Genomic DNA, 23,081 nt, shown 5'->3' with positions numbered 1-23,081 from the left:
GGAATGCTACTCGATGCGGATCTCCTTGTCCTTCACCACCTGCTTCCATCGGCCGGCCTCTCCGGTGTAGCCGGGAAGCAAGGCCGGAGCCCCTTCACCCAAAAAGTTCGCGGGTACTTTCGGATTCAACATGCCAAATCCGCGCTGCCAGCCGACGTGCGGCATCAACGCCCACAATCGGGGACGCCAGTTCCATCAGCTTGCCGTCGAGATCCGCGTCCGACAACGGATCCTCGGGATCGCCCTTCCGGTTTGGCTGAAGATAGTCGGCCCTGGCGCCGTCCAGGGTTTCGATCTCCACCCTGGCTGCGCGCTTGCCGGGAAACCACCCATCGATCTCGGCATCGATCTCGATTGTCATGCAATCCATTAGCCGGCGCGTCTCGACGTCCCGCAGCCGCTCCGGCGTGTAGGCCGACAGGCGCACGCTGCCGTGCACCAGTGCGGTAGCAACGATGTACTTGAGGCTGAACTTGGCTTCGTTCTCCGTCCTGGGATCGAGGTAACAGGCGATCTCCAGTGCAGGACGATAGGTAGCAACGTGAATGCGCCGGATCTGCGAGGTATCGATGCCCAGCTTCGCTTTCAGGGCGAGCGCGCCGTCAATGGCCGCAAACGTGTGGCCGCAGCCGATATGGTTCTTGAAGGTCAGTCGGCAGATATGGAAATCCTTGCCCAGGGTCGCGGCCAACTCGCCCCATTCCGGGCCGTCAGACATGGCACGGCCAAGTCCCGTCTCGCCGTCGAGCACATCCAGCGAACCCGTGACACCGGCAACGGCAGCACGGGCAGCCAGCACGCCTCCCTCTGCCGCGCGGCCCACGTGCAGGGGCTTGGACATCGAGTCCATGCGGAATGCCTGCTGCAGGCCGGCGGCGAAGGTTGCCGCGGTTGCCAGCGCGTGCGCAAGCTGCTCCTCGGTCGCGCCATAGATAAACGCGGCCGCTGCCGCCGCGCCGAAGGTGCCAACGGTGGCGGTGCTATGCCAGTAGCGATAATGCGCGCGGCCCAGTACCACGCCGATGCGGGTCGACACTTCATAGCCAACCACGATCCCCTTCAGCAGCAGCTCACCGGTGGCGCCTGCGTCCTGCGCGGCAGCGATAGCGGCGGCAATGGTGGGAGCACCGGGGTGATACATTGCGTCGCGAAAGCTGTCGTCGATTTCGGCAGCATGAGCGGCGGCGCCATTGAGCAACGCCGCAACGCGCGCCGTGACATGTTGCCCGCCAGGCAGCGTGGCGTTGCCGCGGCCGAACTCCTCTTCCAGTGCGCCGCGGAGTCGCTGTATCGCCTCCGTGTCGAGGCCCGGGAACAGTGCTGCATGCCAGTCGATCAGCGCGCGCTTCGCATGGTGAAGTACCTCGGCGGGTAGCGGTCCAGCTTTGACGGTGCTGAAGAATGGCCCGAAAGCCTCTGTTGCGTACATGGATGCTCCTCTCAGCCGGCCCTGGCCGGCTTATGTCATTGTCTGAGCGCGCTGCCGCAGCCACGCGTTCAGCATCGTGTTGACTTGCTGGTGGGCCTCGTATTGCACCCAATGCCCGGCGTGCGGGACTAGTTGGACGCTGACTGGCTGCGCTCCTGCTGGCGCCCCTGCGCGAGCGTTACGGGTGATTTCCACGAGCGATTCAGGTGACATGGTCACGTCCTTCTCGCCCCAGATCATCAGTGTTGGCCCGGCAAAACGGGCAAGGGCGTCCTGCAACCCGCCGGCACGCGAAATCGCCTTGCTGCGGAAGCGCGTCGCACGGCAAGCTTCGGTATGGATAGCCACGGCCTCGCTATCGATTCCGGCCGGATCTGCAATCATGAATGCCGCCAAGTTGTGACGCATCGCATTGGCCAGCGCCGCCGGGCTGTCACAGCGGCGCCAGTCGACCAGCGCCTGTGTCATGCGCCGTGGCCCGCCATGGCCAGCCGGCCCGATCAGCGCCAGACGATCGACGCTCACCTGAACCAGGCCCGCATGGGTTGCCAGGTGTGCAGCCACCAGCGCCCCAAAAGAGAAGCCCACAAGGTCAACGCAATCCAGCGGCAACTGCGCCAGCGAGCGGGCCAGGACATCGACGAAGCCAGGCAAATCCGAGCATGGTGCCGGCCCGGCCTCGCCAAAACCCGGCATGTCGGGCACCAGCAGCCGGCGTGTCCGGGAAAGCGGCTCGATATTGCGCGCCCAATGCTGCCAGTTTCCGTGACCGCCGTGGAGCATGACGGTAGTCGGTCCGGTGCCAAAGCTTCGCCAGGCGACCTCGCAGCCGTCGACAGAAGTCACCAGGTCACTCTCCCGCTCACCGCGCATGCCGTTGCCTCATTAGCGATTGCCGCCGTCGGCCAGTACCGCCACGCCGTCTGCGGCCACCACGCCCTGCCCTTCCGGTAGTACGAACACAGGATTGATCTCGGCCTCGATCAGCCTGTCGCCCAGCGTGGCCACCATCCGCGAGAAGGCGACAATGGCGTCGGCCAGCGCATCCACGTCCGCCCTGGGCCGGCCGCGGTAGCCCTGCAGCAGCGGAGCCGTCTTCAGCCGCTGGATCATTTCCAGTGCGGCCTGGCGCGTCAGGCCGTGGCCGGTAGGCAGCAGCCGCAGCGTGGTATCACTGAACAGTTCGGCGGCAACCCCACCCATGCCAAGGAGGATGGCGGTACCCAGCGCATCCCGATGCATGCCGAGAATCACCTCCACCCCGCCCTTGACCATCTCCTGCACCAGGTAACGCTGAGGCACGATTCCCGTGGCGGACTGTACGTCCGAAGCCATCTTCGCGAGCCGTCCTGCCACTTCGGCAGGCGAAACATTGACGGCCACGCCGCCGACATCGCTCTTGTGCGTGATCTCGGCCGATAGCACCTTCAGCACGACATTGCCGCCGAAGCCCTGCGCGGCCGCCCGCGCCTGGTCGCCGCTGGTAACCACAATCTCTTTCGCAACCGGCACATCAAAGCCGGCGAACAGCGTCTTTGCCGCGGCTTCGTCAAGCGGGCCGGTGCCAAAGGCGTGCAGATCCGGCAGCGGCAGCGAGGCAGTCCCCGCTTCTTCGTCCGCCCCGATTTCGTTCGCGCGGAGCATCGCATCGAATGCTACCGTGCATGCCTCTGGCGCCGAGAATGCCGGCACGCCGCGGCGACTGAGCAGCGATGCGACTTCCGGCGCATGCGGGCTGACATAGGCGATCACCGGCTTGTCGCTGTCGGGCAGGCAGTCACGGATCGCATTGGCCATCAGGTCCGGCATTGCCAGGCTTGACGAACCCACGATCACCGATACCGCGTCATAGCTCGGGCTTTCGAGCAGGATCCGGATTGCGGCACGCAGCAGGTCGGGCTGCAGCCCAGCCAAGGTCACATCGATCGGGTTGCGGTCCAGCGCTGCATGGTCACCCTTCTGCAATGCCCGCAGCTTCGCCGCGGTCTCTTCGTCCGGTGCCGGCGTCTCGAAGCCGGCCACGCCCAGGCTGTCGGAGACCAGCGTACCCGCGCCGCCGGTCGAGGTCAGGATGGCAATGCGCTTGCCGCGCAGCTTGCGGCCCGTTGCCAGTGCCGCAGGCATGTCGAGCAAGTCGGAGAAGGTTTGCGCGCGGATCACGCCGACTTGCTCGAACAGAGCGTCGTACATGCGGTCGGCGCCGGCCAGTGCGCCTGTGTGGGAGACCGCGGCGCGTGCCCCGCTTTCGGAGCGGCCGATCTTGAACGCCACCACCGGCTTGCCGGCGCGCGCCGCCTTCAGCGCGGCGCGGCGGAACGTGTCAGGGTTGCGCACGCTCTCGACATAGAGCGCGATCACGCGAGTGGCCTCGTCGTCGGCGAGGTAGTCGATAAAATCGGCCAGGTCCAGGTCGACTTCATTGCTGGTGGAGATCAGCTTGCTCAGGCCGATACCCCGCGCCGCGGCGCGTGACAGGAGGGCGCCGAGGATACCGCCGCTCTGCGAGACCACACCAATGCTGCCGGCCGGGAACTGGTCCATCTCCAGCGCGCCGCTGGCCGACAACGGAATATTGTCGGTCAGGTTGACCAGCCCGATGGTGTTGGGGCCCAGCAGGCGCATGCTGCCGGCTGCCTCGATCAGCTCGGCCTGGCGCCGGGCGCCCTCCGCGCCGGTCTCGGTATAGCCGCTGGCCAGCACGATGGCAGCTCCCGCACCGCGAGCCGCCAGGTCGCGCACCGCCAGGTGGGCGCGCTCCGCGCCCAGCAGCACGATGCCGACATCCGGCACTTCCGGCAGCGACGCGATGTCGGGATAGCAGCGCAGGCCATCGATCGATTCGACCTTGGGGTTGACCGGGTAGATCGCCCCGCTGAAACCGTGCTTGCGCAAGTAGGACACCGGACGGCCGGCGGTTTTGGCGGGATCGGCGGAAGCCCCGATCACGGCGACACTGCGCGGCGTGACAAGTCGTTGGATGGCGTTCATGGTGTCAGGCCTTGCCGGCGGCTTTATTGAGGAAAGCCAGCACGGACTCGCGATGCTCGGTGCTGGTGTAGCAGATGCCCTGCGCCTGGCTGCCTTGTGCAAATACCTGGTCGGCGGGAAGCTCGAACGACTGATTCATTATGCTCTTGCCCAGCGCGATGGCGGTGGCCGAGCCCTGGCTCAGCTCTGCCGCCCACGCCAGCGCATCGCCGATCAGCGTTTCGGGCTTGCTCAGGCGGTCTGCAATGCCCAACGCCTTGGCTTCCTCCGCCTCGACTTTTCGGCCGGTGAAGACCAGCTCCTTCGCAGTCGACAAGCCTACGCGGCGCGGCAGGAAATACATGCCGCCGCCATCCGGGATCAGCCCGCGGTTGATATACGACCACGAGAACGAGGCCGATTCGGAGGCCACGACGAAATCGCAGCATAGCGCCGTATCGGCTCCCAGGCCCGCCGCGGCGCCATTGACCGCCGCAATCGTGGGCTTGGGCATGGTATGCAGCAACTTGATGGTGTGGTGCACCCGCTGCTGGCGGCTCCACCCGTTAAAGCCAACTTCACCCTGCGGCGCTTCCATGCGGCGCTGCATCCCCGCCACGTCGCCGCCGGCGCAGAAGCCCTTGCCATTGCCGGTGAGCACCAGCGCGCGGATTGCCTTGTCGGCCGCGACGCGCTCCAGCGCATCGATGAATTCCGTACGCATGTCATCACTCATGGCATTGCGCTTGTCGGGGCGGTTGAAGGCGAGCAGCGCGATGCCCGCTTCGATCTTCAGTTCGATCAGGGAATAGTTGTCCATGAATTGATCCGGTCCGGTGTATCTGATGTGTTCTGTCGTTGGCGCCGCGCTCAGTCGGCGGTGATGTTGGCTTCCTTGATGATCTTGCTCCAGCGCTGGCTCTCGGCCTTGACGTAGCGGCCAAATTCGTCCGGCGTGCCGCCACTCACGGCGAGGCCCTCTTGCTCGGCGCGCTTGCGGAATGCCTCGGTATGCACGGCTTTCTTCGCCGCCGCGTTCAGGCGCGTGATCACCGCCGGCGGCGTACCCGCCGGCACAAACAGGCCATACCAGCTGTCGGCCACGTAGCTGGGCACGCCGCTCTCTGCGATCGTCGGCACCTTGCTCAGCGCGGGCGCCTGTGAACGCTGCGCGGTCGTGACCGCCACCGCGCGCAGCTTGCCGCTCTCCAGGTGCGGCGCCACCGCAGCCGCCGTGGCGAACATCACGTCGACCTGTCCGCCGAGCAGATCCGTAATGGCCGGGCCGGCGCCACGGTACGGGATGTGGTTGATCTCGACCTTCGCCAGCTTCTTGAACAGTTCGCCTGCCAGGTGCGCGGAGGTACCCGCGCCCTGCGATGCGTAGTTCAGCTTGCCCGGCTTGGCCCTGGCAGCGACGATCAGGTCCTGCACGGTCTTGATCGGGCTGTCCGGCTTCACTACCAGGACATTGGGTGAGCGCCCCACCAGCATGACGGGCGAAAAGGCCTTGTCGGTATCGAATGGCAGCTTCTTGTGCAGGCTGGGATTCACAGCGTGGGCCATGGTCGCCATGACCAGCGTATAGCCGTCGGGCGCGCTTTTGGCCACCGCGTCGGTCCCGATGATGGTGCTGCCGCCGGGCTTGTTCTCGACGATGACCGGTTGGCCCAGATCCTCGCCCATGGTGATGCCCATTGCCCGCGCCACCAGGTCGGTGCCGCCACCGGGGGCGAACGGCACCACCAGGCGAATCGGCTTGTCGGGGAACGCTGCCAGGGCAGGGAGCGGCACGGCGGCAACCATCATGAAGGGGATGGCAGCCTTGGCAAGCTGGCGGACGAATCCGGTACGGATCGAATGCATGGAGTGTCTCCTGGAAGGATTGGAACGCTGCCGGCTTACTCACCAAACTACGCCGCGTGCGTCTTATTTGTTGGAGACAGCTTAGGCCTTGTCACGTTGACATTCACCCCCGCAATTCCACTGTATGGAATTTGCATGTACCGGCAAAGCGCCGGAACGAAAAAAAGCCCGGCAGAGCGCACAAACTCTGCCGGGCCCACGCCCTCTCCAGACCGGTCCCAGAACGCCAGTCCGAAGCTTGAGGACCTCTAACCAGACGCCGGAGCAAGATCCGGCCAACACCTTACTCGGGCTTGACGTTCCGCTCCGCAATCAATCTGGACCACTTTCCCCCGTCCGCGCGGATGCGATCGGAGAACTCCGCCGCGGTGGACGGTGCCGGCGTCAATCCCATCTTCGCGAGACTGGCCCTGACGTCCTTGTTTTCGAGTGTTCTTCGGACAGCGCCATTCAGCGCCTGCACAATCCTGGGAGGTGTGCCAGCGGGGACCATCAGACCGTACCAGTTTTCGGCATACACGCCCTTGATGCCGCTTTCGTCCAGCGTCGGCACGTCCGGCAGGTACGGTAGCCGCCTGGCCGTGGTCACCCCGACAGGCTTCAGTTTTTTGCCCTCGATGAACGGCACAAGGCCCGACGCATCGCCAAAGAATGCGTCGACCTGCCCGCCAATCGTGTCGGTGATGGCCGGCGCTGCGCCCTTGTACGCCACATGCAAGAATTCAGCCGAGGTCGAGGCCTTGAGCAATTCGATTGCCATGTGCGGCATACTGCCAATCCCTGACGATGCCAGCGACACCGAACCGCCCGCGCGGCTCTGGGCCACGAGGTCCTTGGCGGAGTTCACCCTGGACTGGAGGGGCACCACCAGGACCTGGGGCGTCGTGACCACCATGGATACCGGCACCAGGTCACGCTCCGGACGGTAGGACAGGTTCTTATACAGCGCAGGGTTGATAACGATCGCTCCAGCGCTGGTCAGGAAGAACACCGAGCCATCTGCCGGGCCTTTTGTCACGGCACTGATCGCGATGGCGCCGTTGGCACCCGGCCGATTGTCGATGATCACGGTGCGTTTCAGTTCCGTCTCCAACTGCCTGGAGATGGCACGCGCCAGCGCATCGGCCGGCCCGCCGGCGGGGAACGCCACCACCATCCGCGCCACGTCGCCGGCGCTGGCTGCCTGGCCGAACGACATCGCCACCAGCGCTGCCAGCGACCCCTTCAGGAAAGCCCTGCTCATACTGCAACTCCTCGCTCGTGCGGATATCCGCCTTTAGCCGCCCTTACTCGCCCTCAGCCGCCCTCAGCCGCCCTCAGCCGCCTGGTGCGCCCTGCGTATTGACATACAGCGCATAGATCGATGTACACGACGCCATGAACAACCGGTTGCGGTGTCGCCCGCCGAAGCACAGGTTGGCGCATCGCTCGGGTAAGCTGATATGCCCGATCGGTTCGCCATCCGGCGCGAAGACTCGCACGCCATCCAGCTCGGGCGTACCCATGCCCCAGCCGCACCACAGGTTGCCGTCGACATCGACACGAAAGCCATCCGGGGTCCCTGGGCCGGCATCTGCCAGCACGCGACTTTCGCCCAGCGCCTTGCCACCGTTGCTAACCTGGAAGGCGCGAATCCGCCGCGGGCGGGTGCGTGACTCGATCACATAGAGCACTTCTTCGTCGGGCGAGAAGGCCAGGCCATTGGGACCGCTGACGTCGTCGGCAACCACATCCAGTCGACCCGTGTCGGGATCGATGCGATAGATCCGCTCGGGCAGTTCTGGCTGCGCCTTCTCGCCTTGGTAATAGCCGGCGATGCCGAATGGCGGGTCGGTGAACCAGATCGAGCCGTCTGACTTCACGACCACGTCGTTGGGAGAGTTCAACGGCTTGCCGCCAAAGCTGTCCGCCAACACCGTGATGCCGCCGTAGTACTCCGTGCGCGTGACCCGCCGGCCACCGTGCTCGCAGGAAATCAGCCGCCCTTGCCGGTCACGGGTATTGCCGTTGGCATGATTGGAGGGACTGCGGAACACCGTGGTGTGCCCGCTTTCTTCGTCCCACCGCAGTATCCGGTTGTTCGGGATATCGCTCCACAGCAGGTAGCGGCCGTCGCCGAACCAGACCGGCCCTTCGCTCCAGCGGCTGCCGGTGGCGATGCGGTCGATCGCAGCCAGAGGCAAGTGGTATTTGTCGAAGCGCGGACTCAGTGCCAGGACGCGCGCATCCGGATAACGCACCGGGTCGGCCGGTGCAAGAGTGGATTCCGTGATTCTCATCGTTTTGCCGGGAAGGTTATAGGTAAAGGCGCGACGGGTTCTCGGACAGCACGGCATGCAGCACCGAGTCATCCCCCGCGGCCGACTGCAGCCATCCCATCAGCGCGCGGTCGTCCGGCACCGGATAGGACAGGTTCGGGTGCGGCCAGTCCGTGCCCCAGATCGCGCGATCTGGCGCCACCGCAAGCAGGCGTTCAAGGACGGGCCGGGCTTGTTCGGCGTCCAGATTCCCGGCGGTAATGCGATCTACGCCGGATACCTTGATCCAGACTGACTCATTGCGCAGCAGCGCACAGACACGATCAAGCTGGAACGTCACCCCAGGGTCGTTCACGGCCACCCGCGCCATATGGTCGATGACAAGTATGGCGCCGAGATGGCCAACGGCTTCCACCGCCTGGACGACATCGCCGGCTGTGCCATGTACCAGTGCGTGCCAACCGTACGGCAGAATGCGCTCGATCGCCGCGCGTACCCTGCCCGCATCGAAGGCATTGCCAAGATGGCTCATCAGGCCAATACGTATCCCCCTTACGCCTTTGGCCGCCATGCCTGCCAGCAGTGCCTCGTCGATGTCGGGCTCGATCACGGCTATGCCGCGATAAGTCCCCTGGGCGGACTCGAGCGCATCCAACAACGCGCCATGGTCGCTGCCATAGCAGGCCGCCTGCACGATCACGCCATGCGTGATGCCAAGCGACCGGTGCATCGCGCGCAAGGCGTCGAATGGCGCCGGCTCGGGTGCATACACGGCGCCACGGCGCAACGGGTGCCGGCCGTAGGGTCCGTAAATATGCGTGTGGCAGTCCCACACAGCCTTTGTGGGCGACATGGCGCTCTCGTACCCGTTGCCCATCAGTTCGCGGTCGCGCCGGTGTCTTTGACCACCTTGGTCCAGCGCACATACTCGCCGTGGATCAGGTCACGATACTGAGCTGGTGTGCCACCGGTCGGCTCAGCCCCTTGTGCGTGCAGGGCCTTGATTACCTCGGGCGACTTCAGCGCAGCGTTCAAGTCGCGATTCAACCGCTCGACCACCGGTGCAGGCGTTCCCTTCGGCGCCACGATGCCTTGCCAAGTGCCTGAGTCGAAGCCGGGAAGCCCGGACTCGGCCAGCGTCGGAACATCTGGGAGCACCGACACACGCTTGGCTGTGGTCGCTGCGACCGCACGCAGCTTTCCTTCCTTGATGAAAGGCAGCATTGCGTTCAGGCTGCCCGACATCATAAAGTCGATGCGCCCCGCCAACAGGTCAGGCAACGCGGCAGCATTGCCCTTGTAGGGCACATGATTGAACCTGGTGCTGGTCTTTTCTGCGAACACCACGCTTGTCAGGTGATCGATCGTCCCATTGCCGGAGGAGCCGAAATTGAGCTGGCCCGGCTTTGCCTTCAGCAACTTGATGAAGTCTGCCGGCGTCTTCACCGGCGAATCGGCGTTGACGATCAGAACCAGTGGCACATTTGCCGCAAACGCAACAGGCGCGAAGATCTGATCGGGATTGAGCCTGGTGTTATTGAACAAGGCCGGCGAAATCGCGATCGACGAGCTGTTGTACAACAGTGTGTAGCCGTCCGCCGGGGCTTTTGCCACGAACTCGGCAGCAATATTGCCGCCTGCGCCAGGCCGGTTGTCAACGATGATCTGCTGCCCCAGCCGCGTGCCCATGTCCCTTGCGATCACGCGGGCAATGATGTCGGTCGGACCGCCGGCGGAGAAGGCGACAACCAGCCGGATTGGCTTGTCCGGGAATGCCCCGGCATGCGCGCCAGGCGCAAGCATGCCGAGCATCGCGCCGGCGATCATGGCCAGGGCCTGGCGGCGGCTGCTATGGAAAGACTTCATTTGAAACTCCGGATCTCTACCTGCTAGTGCGTGTGGCGATGTCAATCAATCGCAGCGCACGCTCATGCCGCCATCCACCACGATCTCCGCGCCCGTTACGAAGCGTGCTTCGTCGGACGCGAGAAACAGCGCCGCGTTGGCGGTATCGCGGCCGTCGCCCATGAAGCCAAGAGGAATGCGGGCCTGGCGCTGCGCCAGCAGCGCGTCCACGTCGCCGCCTGAACGTTGGCCGGCGAGGCGCACTTCCACCATTGGTGTGTGCATCTGGCCGGGAATGACCGTGTTGACGCGGATGTTCTTCCTGGCATACTCAACGGCAACCACGCGCGAGAGCTGGATGATCCCCGCCTTGGCCGACGCGTAGCCGACCTGCGCCGAGCCAGTCCAGCGGATGCCGGAGGTCGATGCCGTGTTGACAATGGCCCCTCCGCCTTGCTGCTCCATATAGGGGAGAACATGCTTGCAGGCGAGGAAAACGCTCTTCAGGTTGAAGTTGAGCTGGCGATCCCAGTCCTCTTCACTGAGTTGGACCGGACCGCCCTTGGCCGATCCACCCACGTTGTTGACCAATACATCCACCCGCCCGAAGCGCGCCACGCAGGCGTCGACCATGGCCTTGACCGCAGCCGAGTCCGTCACGTCGCACAGATGGGAGGCATGCTCGGCGCCGGTGGCCTCAAGCCGCTCCAGCGTTTCACGCATCGCGTCGCCGCTCTTGTCGACCGCGAAAATCCTGGCGCCTTCCTGCGCAAAGCGCACGGCAACCGCACGACCATTGCCCCAGCCTGGGCCAACGCATCCAGCGCCAGTGACAATGACGACCTTTCCTTCGAGACGGCGAGACATACGGAATCCTTCCTTGCTGCGGATAATGGGTGGTTTGTGGGGTTCAGGCTTGCGCGAGCTCGGGCGCGCTGCCATCGGGCGGCACAACGCCAAAGACATTGATGGTCATGGAAATCAGCGTGTAGTAGCCGGCCAGGCCGACGAGATCCACCACGCGGTCCTTGCCCAGCACCACCATTGCGCGCTGGTACAGCGCATCCGGCACGTTGCGGGTGGCATGCAATACCGTCAGGAATTCGTAGATCACCTGCTCGTCTTCGTTGCCAGACACCGGCTCCTGTCCCGTCCGGATCGCCTCCACCACCTCTTCGGCTACCCCGGCCTTCAGGGCGATGGGCTTGTGCGCCCACCATTCAAATTCCGACATCCAGGTGCGCGCCATCACCAGAATGGCGAGCTCCGACAGCCGGGGCGGCAACGATGAGTCATAACGGCAGTACTGGCCCAGCGCCTGGGCACGGTTGGCCAGTCCCGGACGGTGCAACCACATCGCAAGCGGACCGCGAACCTGCCCGCGTGGACCGGAAGCGATCGCAGCATGGACTTCCTGCTGCTCGAGTGTCAGTTCTTCGGGTTTCAGTGGCTTGAGACGTTCCATCTGTCGCTTGCGCTCCGTCTTGAGTTCGGAAACGGGGCGCGCGCCATGGCACCGCTCGAGCGCCGTCCGACGAGATCGGCTGCGCTGTCTCCGCTTCATTGTTGGTTTGATGAAGGGTATTCTGGTCGGCGTCCGCGATAGCGTCCAATACAGATTTCGGAAGAGACTGATTCCGTTCTAGAATAAGTCGCAACCTGCCCGAACGACCGCCACTGGCCGCCAATGCTCGAACTCCGCACCCTCCGCCTCTTCCTTGTGCTGTCCGAGGAGCTTCATTTCGGCCGCGCCGCACAGCGCCTGCTCATCTCACAGCCGCCCTTGACCAAACACATTCAGCAGCTTGAGGAGGATCTTGGCGTCCGACTGTTCGACCGCAACCGGCGCACCGTACGGCTGACGCCCGCAGGCGCGGCGCTGGTGCGGGAAGCGCGCCGCATGCTCAATCAGCTCGACGCGACGGTGGACGCCGTGCGCAAGGCGGAGCACGGCGAGATCGGTCACCTGCGCATCGGCTTCGTCGCGGCAGTGCTGTACATGAACGTCGAGCGCATCGTCCAGAAGTTCGAGCAGGACATAGGTGAAATCGACCTCACCTGGGAAGAGACCAGCACCGCTGAACAAGTCGATGCGCTGCAGCGAGACCGCATCGATCTGGGACTCGCGCAGATCGGCACGCCACCAGGCGAATTGCAATCACATGTCATCCACAAGGAGCGACTGGTGGTTGCCTTGCCCGCTTCGCATCCCTATGCCAAGCGCAAGCGCATCGACCTGGTGCGGCTGGCAGAGATGCCGTTCGTCACGATTCCCCGCGACAGCGCGCCGGCCTACTTCGACCTGGTCACGTCCACCTGCATCCAGGCAGGTTTCAGTCCGCATCTCCGCCACTACGCCAAGCACTTGCTGTCAGTGGTCAGCCTGGTGGGCCTGGGCCGCGGCATCGCTTTGGTACCGGCTACGCTGGCCAAGGCATCACTGCCCGGAGTGGCCCTGCGCGACATCAACGGGGAGCCCGCCATTGCTGAATACTCCGCGATCTGGCACCCCGGCAACAAGTCGCCGGTGCTTCAGCGTGCGCTGCGCTCGCTCGGCGTGCCACAGAGGTAAGCCAGGTCAGGCGACGGGTTCGGCGGTGTCCAGGATCCGGCATACGGGTGTTGTCGCCAGGTTGCCAAATGCGTGGATCAGCGCTTGCGCCCGATCGGCGACCAGCACATCCGCAGTCAGCGCACGGAACTTTTGCTGGATCGCGTGCGTGCGGAGCGGGTTCTCGGCCGAACCCGAAGGATTGGTCTGGTCCTCGCGACGTGGCACACCGCTCCTCGACTGCAGTTCCACCCAGCCACAGAAGCTGGCCGGGTAGAGGGCGTCGAGCGCCGGATCGCGGACGATCTCGATCGCGTTGGCGAGTGCGACGACCTCAGGATCCGACAAGCGGCCTGCAGCGAACTGCGCGGGCAGCACCTCCCCGTCCAGCAGGGCCACCGCCAGCGCGTAGCGGGCGCTCATCTGCGCGTTGAGCACGCTGCCCGGCACGTAGCGATAGCCGCATTGCACATCGACCACGGTGGGCATGCCGACGCGGATGGGTCCAGTACCCGCCCAGTCGCCGCGCAGCCGCAGCGCGCAATCGACATGGGCGTGCGCACTGCCGCAGCAGGCATAGGGCTTGAAGTTGGTCCTGGGCATATGCCACTCGCTACCCAACCCGTTCAGCAACTCCTCCGGCCGGGGAGACTCGGAGAAGGCCTTGAGCCAGCCGCCGTCCGCGGTTTCGAATAGTCGGGTCGGGCCGGAAAGGCCCCGCGCTGCGAGTTCCGCAGCCATGACACCTGCCTGCGCACCGCGTCCCGGATGAAAGCGCTTGGAATCGGTGCCATCACAGGCGAAAGCAAAGAGGCCGCCGGACTGGGTGCCGGCGAGGCCCAGGGCCCAGCCGGTACGCTCGGCATCGAGGCCGAGCATCACTGCCGAGGCCGCTGCCGCGCCGAGCGGCGCGCACACGGCCGTCATATGCCACCCCTTCATCCGCGCCCGCGCCGGCTGCAGCGCCAGCGAGCAGCGGATCATCGTTTCGTAGCCGACTGCGATGGCGGTCTCTACCCGCCCGGGCGGCGCGTCCAGCGTCTCCGCCAGCGCGAATACCGCAGGCAATACCACCGCACCCAGATGGACCTTGGCGTTATGGAAGTCGTCCAGTTCGTAGGCGTGTGCCGCGGCGCCGTTCACCAGTGCCGCGTCTGCGGCGCGGTATCGCCTCCCCCGCCTGCCCCATGCCCGGGCCCCGACGCCGCGCGGAGCGGCGTAGCCCTCGCTCGCCCAACCGCTGATTGCCTGCGACCAGGGCTCGTCATGCCCGGTCAGCCCGGCGCCGAACGTATCCAGCGAGAGTTCTCCAACCGCCTGGCGCACCGCGTCTGGCAGATCGGTATTGCGTATCCCTGCGACCCATCCGGCGATATCGTGCGTGATGGCCATCGATTTCGTTTGCTGATGCATGATTGCCCTCGACGCCTGCTCAGTCGATCCGGATATTGGCTGACTTGACGATGCCGGCAACCTTGTCGATCTCGTCCTTGATCACCACCTTGAATTGCTCCGGCGTGGACTGCGCCGTTTCGAACGCCAGGTCGTCGAACCGCGCTTTCATGCTGGTTTCCCGCACGGCCTTGTTGACCTCCTGCGACAGCTTGCGGGTGATCTCAGCCGGCAGGTTGGCGGGACCCCAGAGCCCGTACCAGGAGAGCAGTTCGAACCCTGGCAGGCCGCTTTCGGCGACCGTCGGCACGCCGGGGAGCTGCGGGATTCGCTTGCTGCTGGTGACCGCCAGAACCTTCAGGCGTCCGGCCTTGACGAACGGATAGGCGCCCGGCATCGGCGACACCGCCGCCGATACGTGCCCGCCCATCACGTCGTTCAACTGCGGCACGGCACCCTTGTAGGACACGATATCCATGTCCAGCTTGAATGCATGGCGAATCATCTCTTCCGCGAGATGGCTCGTGGTGCCGAGGCCCGAGGTGGCCCAGGTGTAGGTCCGCGGCTTGGCCTTCGCCAGCTTGACCAGGTCGCGCAGAGAACCAGCAGGAAGGTTGGTGTTGGCTACGACGATCAGCGGCACGTGGCCCACTTGCGCAATCGGCGTGAAGTCCTTGATCGCGTCGTACGGTGCGTTCTTCGCAACCAGCGGCAAGTAGACCTGGCTGGAGGCATTGAAGAGTAGCGTATAGCCATCGGCCGCTGCCTTTGCCACGGCTTCAGATCCGATCATTCCCGATGCGCCGGGCCGATTTTCGATCACAATCGCCTGCCCCATCTGCCGTTGCAGTTGCGCCGCGACCAGGCGACCCACCGTGTCGATCGACCCTCCCGGGGTGTAGGGAATGATCATCTTGATCGGGCGATTGGGATACGCGTCGGCAGCAAAAGCGGCCGGATTCCACCCGGCCATCATCGCCACCGCGCCAATTGCGCCAACTGCGCCAAGCGCCGCGCGGCGCCGCATACCAACCTTCCTTTCCATGCCTGTCTCCTTCGGTGGCTACGCGGTCATCGCGCCGCGCTATGCAGGGCACTGTAGGGACGGGCATGGATGCCGTCCAATACTGTTTCGCACCATGAGTTATAGGGCTCGCGTATGACGCGGCGCGGGACCTGTGCAAGCGCGTTGCGGCTATCCTAGTGGCCTGTCACGCATGAAATATCAACGGCATGGAACTCCGACAACTGCTTTACTTCGTCACCGTCGCGGATGAACTGAACTTCAGCAAGGCCGCCGTGCGCCTGCACATGTCGCAGCCGCCGCTCTCTCAGCAGATCAAGGCGCTGGAGGACGAGATGGGTGTCGAACTGCTCGTCCGGAACCGTCGGGAAGTACGCCTGACCGATGCGGGTCGCGCATTTCAGGCGGATTGCCGGGCCATGCTCGAACAGGTCCGCGTGGCCGTGACGAAAGCGCAGCGCACCGCGGCCGGAGAGATCGGCACGCTGCAGATCGGGATGGTGACATCGGGAATCTTCCATGTGCTGCCGACCATCTTGACGCGCATGGCGGAGCGCTTTCCCGGCTTGCACATTGCCGTGACCGACATGGGCTCGGCAGATCAGGCGCATGCCGTACTACAGGGCAAGCTCGATATCGGCATCGTGCATTCGGTCCCCACGCGAGGTGGACTGGGCAAGGCCCCCATTTTCACCGAGCATTTCACGGTCGTCGTGCCGGAAGGCCATGCGCTGGCAACGAAGACTGATCTGACGCTCAGGGATCTGGAAGGCATACCGTTAGTCGCGTTCTCGCGCGACCATGCGCCTGCACTGTTTGACGGCATGATTGCCTCATGCCTGCATGCGGGTTTCAGTCCCGTCATTGCCCATACGGCACGGAACCCGCTGACCACCTTCCAGATGGTGAAGCTCGGCTTGGGCGTGGCCCTGGTGCCTCGCTCCTACGCACGGGCTGGACTACCGGGTGTGGTGTTCCGCGAGATCGGACAGACCGCCGGCCATATCCAGCTCTATGCAATCTGGCGAGAACAGGCGCCCAGCGACCTGGTCCAGCGAGTCCTGGATGAGGTGATGAGCGAGCCGATCGCGGAATAGCGCGTCATGCGGCCACGCTTTCCCCAGGCGCAAGCGCGGTCAGGTAGCTGAGGATGGCACTCACCACCTCATCGGGCCGCTCCGGTAGCAAGGCATGCGCGGCACCGCGGATCGTGAGGTTGGTGACACGGTCGCCCAGGTACTCCCGGAGCACGCCGGCATAGCGTTGCGGCGCGATGACGTCGAACTCGGCCTGCACGTTCAGGATCGGTACGTTGCCACCCGCAAAGAAGTCATCGACTGGCGTGCGCTTCTGTGCAAGCGTCTGCATGGTCATCAACTCCGTGTTCCAGCCGTGCAGCCATGGCTCAGGGTCGTTACCGGGCGCGAAGAACACCGCTCGCAGGCTTTCCAGACGTACCGGATCCGGCAAGGCTGTATCCCCGCAACGCTCGATCTGGGCGCGCACTTCCGGTGGAATCGGCACGGCATCGACGCCCTTCGGCACCTTCCCTGCCGAGCCCGCCAGCAACACCAGCGCGCGCACCAGGTCCGGTCGATCGCTCGCCACGGTGCGCGCGATCCAGTTGCCATGTGCGTGCCCGACGATCACGACTGGGGCCTGGCCGGCGTGCTCGATCACCGCCGCGATATCTTCGGCCCAATCATGCAAGGTCTTGTCGGCCAGCGGGCCCGTGCTGCGGCCATTGCCGCGCGGCTCCGGGCAGAGAACCCGGTATCCGGCGGACGACAGCGGCTCAGCAAGTTCCAGCATGTCGGTAGCGCCGCGCCCGAGCGATGGCAACAACACAATAGTCGGACCGGTACCCAACTCATAGACCTCGATCGAAATCGATGCTGAGCGCGGCACGTCATATCTCCGTACTACGCTCGACTGGATGTCCGCATGGGATGTCGGGAGGGCTTGCTGTTCCGTATTGCTTGCCATGAGCTGGTCTCCTTAGTGTTCACGCAAGGACAGCGAACTGCTGTTCCTTGGCCAGTCCACTGTACCGAGGCCGTCGCACAAATTCCAATACGGAATCTGACTGACAGTTATAGGGCTGGCGTCGGATGCGCCCACCCCTGCTTGCGATTCGTCAGCCTTGATGCCGAGCCCGGCTACGGTCCCGCTCCGGGTCTTCACTTTCCGGCCGATCAGCGCGGCGAACTGCTGCGGCGTTCCACATGCCGGGGCTGCACCATCGGTTCAGACTTGGGCATCGCCCCGCCCCAGCGCTTCATCGGCAGGTTCCAGCTCCGCCTTCAGCACGGCCAGGTGCGAGAGATAAGACTCCAGTTCCGCCCGCCCCTGCGCGGTGATGCAATACACGCGGCCGCTGCCTTCGACCAGCTCCGCGGTAATGGCGCGGGCCATCATCAGGCTGCGCAGGATCGGCCGCAGCGAGCGGATGTTCTTGTCGATGCCGCGCTCGCGCAGCCGGTCGACCAGGCTGAGCACCGTCGACGGGCTCGACTGGACCAGCTTGAGCACATAAATTCTGGAGAAAAACCGGTCAAGGGTAGGCGGTTTCATGGGCGCTGTCGGCGCACCCGATGGTGCGGAATCCTGATCATCATGCGCAGCCCATGACTGCTGCCGCAGTCGGGCACTCTCTGGGGAATAAGGGCGCGGATGCGCGGCGCGTCCGCGAAAGAAAACGGGGTGCGCGAAGGCACCCCGAATGCTTGCATTGCGTACGCCGGTCGCGGTCAAGGCGCCGGCGCCATTCCGGGGCGCGCGCAGGCGCTAGTCTTCCTGGAACGCTTCCTCGCGCTTGGCCTTGATCGACGGCAGCGCCACCACTGCCACCAGCGCGGCGGCTGCGATCAGCAGGCCCACCGACAGCGGCCGGGTCACGAACACGCTGAAGTCGCCACGCGACAGCAGCAGCGTGCGGCGGAAGTTCTCTTCCATCATCGGCCCGAGCACGAAGCCGAGCAGCAGCGGCGCGGGTTCGCACTTCAGCTTCAGGAACAGGTAGCCGATCACGCCAAAGCCGGCGGCCATGAACACGTCGAAGGTCTGGTTGTTGACCGAGTACACGCCGATGCCGCAGAACACCAGGATCGCCGGGTACAGGAAGCGGTACGGCACGGTCAGCAGCTTCACCCAGATGCCGATCATCGGCAGGTTCAGGATGATCAGCATCAGGTTGCCGATCCACATCGAGGCGATCAGGCCCCAGAACAGCGACGGGTTGCTGGTCATCACCTGCGGGCCGGGCTGGATGTTGTGGATGGTCATCGCCCCCACCATCAGCGCCATCACCGCGTTGGGCGGGATGCCCAGCGTCAGCAGCGGGATGAACGAGGTCTGCGCCGCGGCGTTGTTGGCCGATTCCGGACCGGCCACGCCTTCGATCGCGCCCTTGCCGAATTCGTGCGCGTTCTTGGACGTCTTCTTCTCGAGCGAGTACGCCGCGAACGAAGCCAGCGAGGCGCCGCCGCCCGGCAGGATGCCCAGTGCCGAACCCAGCGCGGTGCCGCGCAGCACGGCCGGGATCATGCGCTTGAAGTCTTCGCGGGTCGGGAACAGGTTGGTGACCTTGTTGGTGAAGGTCTCGCGGGCTTCCTTCTGTTCCAGGTTGGCGATGATCTCGGCAAAGCCGAACATGCCCATCGCCAGCGCCACGAAGTCGATGCCGTCGGTCAGCTCCGGCACGTCGAACGAGAAGCGCGCGGCGCCGGAGTTCACGTCGGTGCCGATCAGGCCCAGCAGCAGGCCCAGCACGATCATCGCGATCGCCTTGGGCAGCGAGCCGGAAGCCAGCACCACGGCACCGATCAGCCCCAGCACCATCAGCGAGAAGTATTCGGCCGGGCCGAACTTGAAGGCGATTTCCGACAGCGGCGTGGCGAAGGCGGCCAGGATCAGCGTGGCCACGCAGCCGGCGAAGAACGAGCCCAGGCCCGCTGTCGCCAGCGCCACCCCCGCTCGTCCCCGGCGCGCCATCTGGTAGCCGTCGATGGTGGTCACCACCGACGACGATTCACCGGGCAGGTTCACCAGGATGGCGGTGGTCGAGCCACCATACTGCGCACCGTAGTAGATGCCGGCCAGCATGATCAGCGCGGCCACCGGCGGCAGCGTGTAGGTGATCGGCAGCAGCATGGCGATGGTGGCCAGCGGCCCCAGGCCCGGCAGTACGCCGATCAGTGTCCCCAGCACGCAGCCCAGGAAGGCATAGGCCAGGTTCTGCAGCGACAGGGCCGTGGAGAAGCCCAGCGCGAGGTGTTCAAACAATTCCATGATGCGGCGCTCCTTAACCGGTGATGAAGGCCGGCCACACCGGCATCTGCAGGTTGATGCCGTACACGAACGCGCCCAGGCTGATCAGCACCAGCACCACCGCGTTGAGCAGCGCGCCCTTCCAGCTGAACTCATGGCTCGCCATCGACGACACCAGCACCAGCACGAACACCGACAGCACCATGCCCAGCGGCTTGAGCAGCAGGCCGAACAGCACCACCGAGCCCAGGATCCACAGCAGCGTCTTCAGGTCCCAGCGCGCCAGATGGTCTTGCTCGCCTTTCGGCGACATCGAGGTCAGCAACACCACCGCGCCCAGCACGGCAAGCACCAGGCCCAGCAGGAATGGAAAATATCCGGGTCCCATCTTGGCGGCCGTCCCCATGGAATAGCCGCGAGCGACCCAGGAAAAGCCCAGCCCGACCAGAATGAACATCAGGCCGGAGGCAAAGTCCTTTTGGCTGCGTATGCGCAAAACGATTCTCCTCAAAGTTCACGAAATGCCGTGCCGGGGGCGCACTGGCTCAGGCGCGCCGCGCATGCAGGACGGCATGCTTCCCGACGGTTGACCCGAACCTTAGAGACGTGATCTTTCAGGTGCCTTTCATTTGTCCGGTTTTAGGGGTATTTACCAATAACCGCTTAAAACAAGGCAAAGCCGGCGATGGCGCACGCGCAAATGCATCACGTCGTGATGTATTTGGACGCAAGGAATCCGAACGGAAAGTCGACAGGAACGCCAGGCGGAACAAGACGGCGCGCACCCTTGCATCGACGCAAGGGTGCGGCCGCAAAGACGCGCGCCGCTGCCGGGTCGGCGGGCACGCGCGCGCTGGGAGGGAGTGCCAGCGATGACACGATGACACATCGATCTTTCGGAAGGCTTTCAATGCGGGCGCCGCAGAGCAATCAGCGCGCGGCTTCGGCAGCTGGCCTGGCACTGCTCGCCGCATCGACAACCTCGCCGGCGTCTTCGCAGGGCGTGCCCATGCTGGTATCGGGCGCCTGCCCCACCGCCTCCGCGGGATGCGCCACGGCGGGCAGGATCTGGCTGCCACGCCAGTTGCCGAAGCGGTAGTAGCCGAGCGCCAGCGCCAGCGACACCACCGAGCCGAGCGGGAAGCTCCACCAGATCGCGTCGGCGCCGATGCGCGGGCCCAGCGCCCAGGCGAACGGCAGCCGGATCACCCACATCGACAGGAACAGGATCACCAGCGGCGCCATCACCGCGCCGGTGGCGCGCACCGTGCCGAAAATGACGATGGTGAAGCCGAACAGGATGAACGACCACAGCACCACCACGTTGATATGCTGGGCGATGCCGATGGCGACGCCGTCGGTGCCGAGGAACAGCCCCAGCGAATGGCGGTTGAACAGGTAGATCAGCGCCACCAGCGCGCCGGTCATGGCCACGTTGAACAGCAGCCCCATGCGCGTGATGCGCGCCACGCGCTGCCACAGCCCGGCGCCGACGTTCTGCGCCACCATCGACGACACGCTCGCGCCCACCGCCAGCGCGGGCATCTGCACATAGGTCCACAGCTGCGACGCCACGCCATAGGCGGCAGTGGTCTGCGAGCCATAGGCGTTGACCAGCGCCATCATCACGATCGCCGACGACGAGATCACCACCATCTGCAGCCCCATCGGCAGGCCCTTGACCACCAGCGCGCGCAGGATCGCCGGGTCCGGCACCAGCAGCGCCAGCTGGCCGCGATGCAGCAGCAGGAAATGCCGGCGCCGGTACAGCAGCGCCATCATCGCCGCCAGGCTCGCCAGCTGGGCGATCAGCGTGGCCAGCGCCGAGCCGGCGATGCCCATGGCGGGGATCGGACCCACGCCGAAGATCAGCACCGGGTTGAGCACCACGTCCAGCACCACCGACAGCAGCATGAACCAGAACGGCGTGCGCGAGTCGCCGGCGCCGCGCAGCGTCATCATCACGAAGTTGTAGAAGTACATGAACGGCAGCGCCAGGAAAATGATGCGCAGATAGGCCACCGCCAGCGGCGCGGCATCGGGCGGGGTCCGCATCGCTGCCAGGATGTCGGGGGTGTAGAAGTAGCCGAACGCCGAGGCCAGCACCGACAGCGCGACGAAGAAGGTGGTGCTGGTGCCGACCACGCGGCGCGCCTCGTCGACGTCGCGCGCGCCGACGGCCTGGCCGATCATGATGGTGTTGGCCATGCTGATGCCAAACACCACGCCGAGCAGGAAGAACAGGATGATGTTGGCGTTGGAGGTGGCGGTCAGCGCGGCCTCGCCCAGGAAGCGCCCGACCCAGACCGAGTTGATCGAGGCGTTCAGCGACTGCAGGATGTTGCTGCCGAGCACCGGCAGCGAGAACAGCAGCAAGGTCCGGCCGATCGGGCCGGTGGTCAGTCTGGCATCGGGCTTCATGGGGCGTCGGCTGGCGGCAATCCGCCCAGTCTATGCCTGCCCACAGGGCGCTTCAAGCACGCCAGGCTGCGTCTCGCGCCGTTTTTTACCTGAATGAGTTATTTTCCGGCGATGGCCGGCGACCCCATACTCCGCAAGGGACCAGCGCGTCCCGGGCCGGCTGCCGGACGGTGATATCCGGGATTATCCGGGCTTATCCGGATGGATCCGACCGGCGCGAGCGCCTTCCGTCGCTGTCAAAACAAGGAGGTGGGGTCATGTTTGTCGGTTTCGAGCCTGTTGCCGGCGCCCTGGTGCCGTTTGCCTATGACTGGCCGATGGTGGGCCTGTCGTTCCTGATCTCGGTATGCGGCGCCTATGTCGGCCTGCGCTGGTCGCGCCGCGTGCGCCAGCCCGACGGGCGCCTGGACGTCGACCGGCTGCTGTGCGCCAGCGTGGCGCTGGGCGGCGGCGCGGTCTGGTCGATGCATTTCATCGGCATGGTGGCCTACCAGACCCCGACCCACCGCGAGTTCGGGCTGTTCACCACGCTGGCCTCGCTGCTGGTGGTGATGGTGCTGGCCGGGGCGGGCCTGGCGATCGCGTCGCGGCCGCGCGGCAGCCGTACCGGCAACGTGGTGCAGGGTGGCGTGCTGACCGGACTGGGCGTGGTGGCGATGCACTACACCGGCATGGCGGCGATCCGCTCCAATACCCGTTTCGACTGGGATCTCGCCATCATCGGGCTGTCGGTGGTGATCGCGGTGGTGGTATCGGTGGTGGCGCTGTGGCTGGCGGTCACGGTGAAGACCGGCGGCAAGCAGCTGGCGGCGGCCGTGGTGATGGGCGTGGCGGTCTGCGGCATGCACTACACCGGCATGTCGGCCGGCACCATGATCTGCACCAGCCCGACCTACGCGCCCAGCCTGTTTGCGATCGAGGGCGACAGCATCGGCTATGCGGTGTTCGGGCTGAGCCTGATCACGCTGCTGGTGATCCTGGTGGTGGAGGCCACGCGCACCGGCACCGTGGCCGGAACCCCCGCCATGGCACGCACCCGCGATCCCGCCTGACCGGACA

General features: G+C 65.1%; 21 protein-coding genes. 3 read left to right on the top strand and 18 right to left on the bottom strand.

Annotated features, from left to right (window positions below):
- Positions 1 to 94 precede the first annotated feature (94 nt).
- From FHX60_RS22255 to FHX60_RS22205, 11 genes are all read right to left on the bottom strand, one after another.
- Positions 95 to 1,429 (bottom strand): MmgE/PrpD family protein, encoded by a 1,335-nt coding sequence (locus FHX60_RS22255; protein WP_183284653.1) that lies wholly within the window; start codon positions 1,427 to 1,429, stop codon positions 95 to 97.
- A gap of 30 nt (positions 1,430 to 1,459) precedes the next feature.
- The gene (locus FHX60_RS22250; protein ID WP_311730346.1) at positions 1,460 to 2,275 is read right to left on the bottom strand and encodes an alpha/beta fold hydrolase; all 816 of its coding nucleotides are present in this window, start codon (positions 2,273 to 2,275) and stop codon (positions 1,460 to 1,462) included.
- 39 nt (positions 2,276 to 2,314) lie between these two features.
- Entirely contained in the window at positions 2,315 to 4,417 is a 2,103-nt protein-coding gene (locus FHX60_RS22245; protein WP_183284651.1) for an acetate--CoA ligase family protein, read from the bottom strand.
- A 4-nt stretch (positions 4,418 to 4,421) separates the two neighbouring features.
- Positions 4,422 to 5,216, bottom strand: a complete 795-nt coding sequence (locus FHX60_RS22240; protein WP_183284650.1) for an enoyl-CoA hydratase/isomerase family protein — start codon at positions 5,214 to 5,216, stop codon at positions 4,422 to 4,424.
- A 50-nt stretch (positions 5,217 to 5,266) separates the two neighbouring features.
- Positions 5,267 to 6,262 (bottom strand): tripartite tricarboxylate transporter substrate binding protein, encoded by a 996-nt coding sequence (locus FHX60_RS22235; RefSeq protein WP_112776455.1) that lies wholly within the window; start codon positions 6,260 to 6,262, stop codon positions 5,267 to 5,269.
- 283 nt (positions 6,263 to 6,545) lie between these two features.
- Entirely contained in the window at positions 6,546 to 7,505 is a 960-nt protein-coding gene (locus FHX60_RS22230; RefSeq protein ID WP_260164425.1) for a Bug family tripartite tricarboxylate transporter substrate binding protein, read from the bottom strand.
- Between the two features lie 73 nt (positions 7,506 to 7,578).
- Positions 7,579 to 8,541, bottom strand: a complete 963-nt coding sequence (locus tag FHX60_RS22225) for an SMP-30/gluconolactonase/LRE family protein (RefSeq protein ID WP_183284649.1) — start codon at positions 8,539 to 8,541, stop codon at positions 7,579 to 7,581.
- Positions 8,542 to 8,557: 16 nt separating this feature from the next.
- Positions 8,558 to 9,373 carry an amidohydrolase family protein gene (locus tag FHX60_RS22220; RefSeq protein ID WP_183284648.1) on the bottom strand — a complete coding sequence of 272 codons (816 nt, stop codon included), beginning with the start codon at positions 9,371 to 9,373 and terminating at the stop codon, positions 8,558 to 8,560.
- Between the two features lie 23 nt (positions 9,374 to 9,396).
- On the bottom strand, positions 9,397 to 10,386 hold the full coding sequence (locus tag FHX60_RS22215; protein ID WP_183284647.1) for a Bug family tripartite tricarboxylate transporter substrate binding protein: 990 nt from the start codon (positions 10,384 to 10,386) through the stop codon (positions 9,397 to 9,399).
- 45 nt (positions 10,387 to 10,431) lie between these two features.
- Positions 10,432 to 11,232 (bottom strand): SDR family NAD(P)-dependent oxidoreductase, encoded by an 801-nt coding sequence (locus FHX60_RS22210; RefSeq protein WP_183284646.1) that lies wholly within the window; start codon positions 11,230 to 11,232, stop codon positions 10,432 to 10,434.
- 43 nt (positions 11,233 to 11,275) lie between these two features.
- Complete coding sequence (locus FHX60_RS22205) at positions 11,276 to 11,830, bottom strand: carboxymuconolactone decarboxylase family protein (RefSeq protein ID WP_183284645.1); 555 nt, start codon at positions 11,828 to 11,830, stop codon at positions 11,276 to 11,278.
- A 222-nt stretch (positions 11,831 to 12,052) separates the two neighbouring features.
- On the opposite strand from FHX60_RS22205, the gene FHX60_RS22200 reads away from it, so the two are divergent.
- Positions 12,053 to 12,937, top strand: coding sequence for a LysR substrate-binding domain-containing protein (locus FHX60_RS22200; RefSeq protein ID WP_183284644.1), 885 nt, complete (start codon positions 12,053 to 12,055; stop codon positions 12,935 to 12,937).
- A 6-nt stretch (positions 12,938 to 12,943) separates the two neighbouring features.
- Here the strand turns inward: FHX60_RS22200 and FHX60_RS22195 are convergent, their stop codons facing one another.
- Both FHX60_RS22195 and FHX60_RS22190 read right to left on the bottom strand, forming a co-directional pair.
- Positions 12,944 to 14,329 carry an MmgE/PrpD family protein gene (locus tag FHX60_RS22195; RefSeq protein WP_183284643.1) on the bottom strand — a complete coding sequence of 462 codons (1,386 nt, stop codon included), beginning with the start codon at positions 14,327 to 14,329 and terminating at the stop codon, positions 12,944 to 12,946.
- Between the two features lie 19 nt (positions 14,330 to 14,348).
- Entirely contained in the window at positions 14,349 to 15,353 is a 1,005-nt protein-coding gene (locus tag FHX60_RS22190; RefSeq protein ID WP_183284642.1) for a Bug family tripartite tricarboxylate transporter substrate binding protein, read from the bottom strand.
- A gap of 188 nt (positions 15,354 to 15,541) precedes the next feature.
- Here FHX60_RS22190 and FHX60_RS22185 point away from each other — a divergent pair, with 188 nt between their 5' ends.
- Entirely contained in the window at positions 15,542 to 16,429 is an 888-nt protein-coding gene (locus FHX60_RS22185) for a LysR family transcriptional regulator (RefSeq protein ID WP_112776447.1), read from the top strand.
- A 4-nt stretch (positions 16,430 to 16,433) separates the two neighbouring features.
- Here FHX60_RS22185 and FHX60_RS22180 read toward each other — a convergent pair whose 3' ends face one another.
- From FHX60_RS22180 to FHX60_RS22160, 5 genes are all read right to left on the bottom strand, one after another.
- The gene (locus FHX60_RS22180) at positions 16,434 to 17,318 is read right to left on the bottom strand and encodes an alpha/beta fold hydrolase (RefSeq protein WP_116601934.1); all 885 of its coding nucleotides are present in this window, start codon (positions 17,316 to 17,318) and stop codon (positions 16,434 to 16,436) included.
- A gap of 261 nt (positions 17,319 to 17,579) precedes the next feature.
- On the bottom strand, positions 17,580 to 17,906 hold the full coding sequence (locus FHX60_RS22175) for a helix-turn-helix transcriptional regulator (protein WP_183284641.1): 327 nt from the start codon (positions 17,904 to 17,906) through the stop codon (positions 17,580 to 17,582).
- A 213-nt stretch (positions 17,907 to 18,119) separates the two neighbouring features.
- Positions 18,120 to 19,622 carry a tripartite tricarboxylate transporter permease gene (locus FHX60_RS22170; RefSeq protein WP_092310851.1) on the bottom strand — a complete coding sequence of 501 codons (1,503 nt, stop codon included), beginning with the start codon at positions 19,620 to 19,622 and terminating at the stop codon, positions 18,120 to 18,122.
- Between the two features lie 13 nt (positions 19,623 to 19,635).
- Complete coding sequence (locus FHX60_RS22165; RefSeq protein ID WP_092310854.1) at positions 19,636 to 20,097, bottom strand: tripartite tricarboxylate transporter TctB family protein; 462 nt, start codon at positions 20,095 to 20,097, stop codon at positions 19,636 to 19,638.
- Positions 20,098 to 20,531: 434 nt separating this feature from the next.
- Positions 20,532 to 22,022, bottom strand: a complete 1,491-nt coding sequence (locus FHX60_RS22160) for an MATE family efflux transporter (protein ID WP_116385518.1) — start codon at positions 22,020 to 22,022, stop codon at positions 20,532 to 20,534.
- A gap of 257 nt (positions 22,023 to 22,279) precedes the next feature.
- Between FHX60_RS22160 and FHX60_RS22155 the strand changes: the two genes are divergently transcribed.
- Positions 22,280 to 23,074: an MHYT domain-containing protein gene (locus tag FHX60_RS22155; protein WP_183284640.1), complete on the top strand. Its 795-nt coding sequence runs from the start codon at positions 22,280 to 22,282 to the stop codon at positions 23,072 to 23,074.
- The last annotated feature ends 7 nt before the right edge of the window (positions 23,075 to 23,081 follow it).

It is taken from the genome of Cupriavidus alkaliphilus (assembly GCF_014191175.1).
Lineage (GTDB): Bacteria > Pseudomonadota > Gammaproteobacteria > Burkholderiales > Burkholderiaceae > Cupriavidus > Cupriavidus alkaliphilus.
This window is presented reverse-complemented; position numbering and strand designations above follow the sequence as displayed.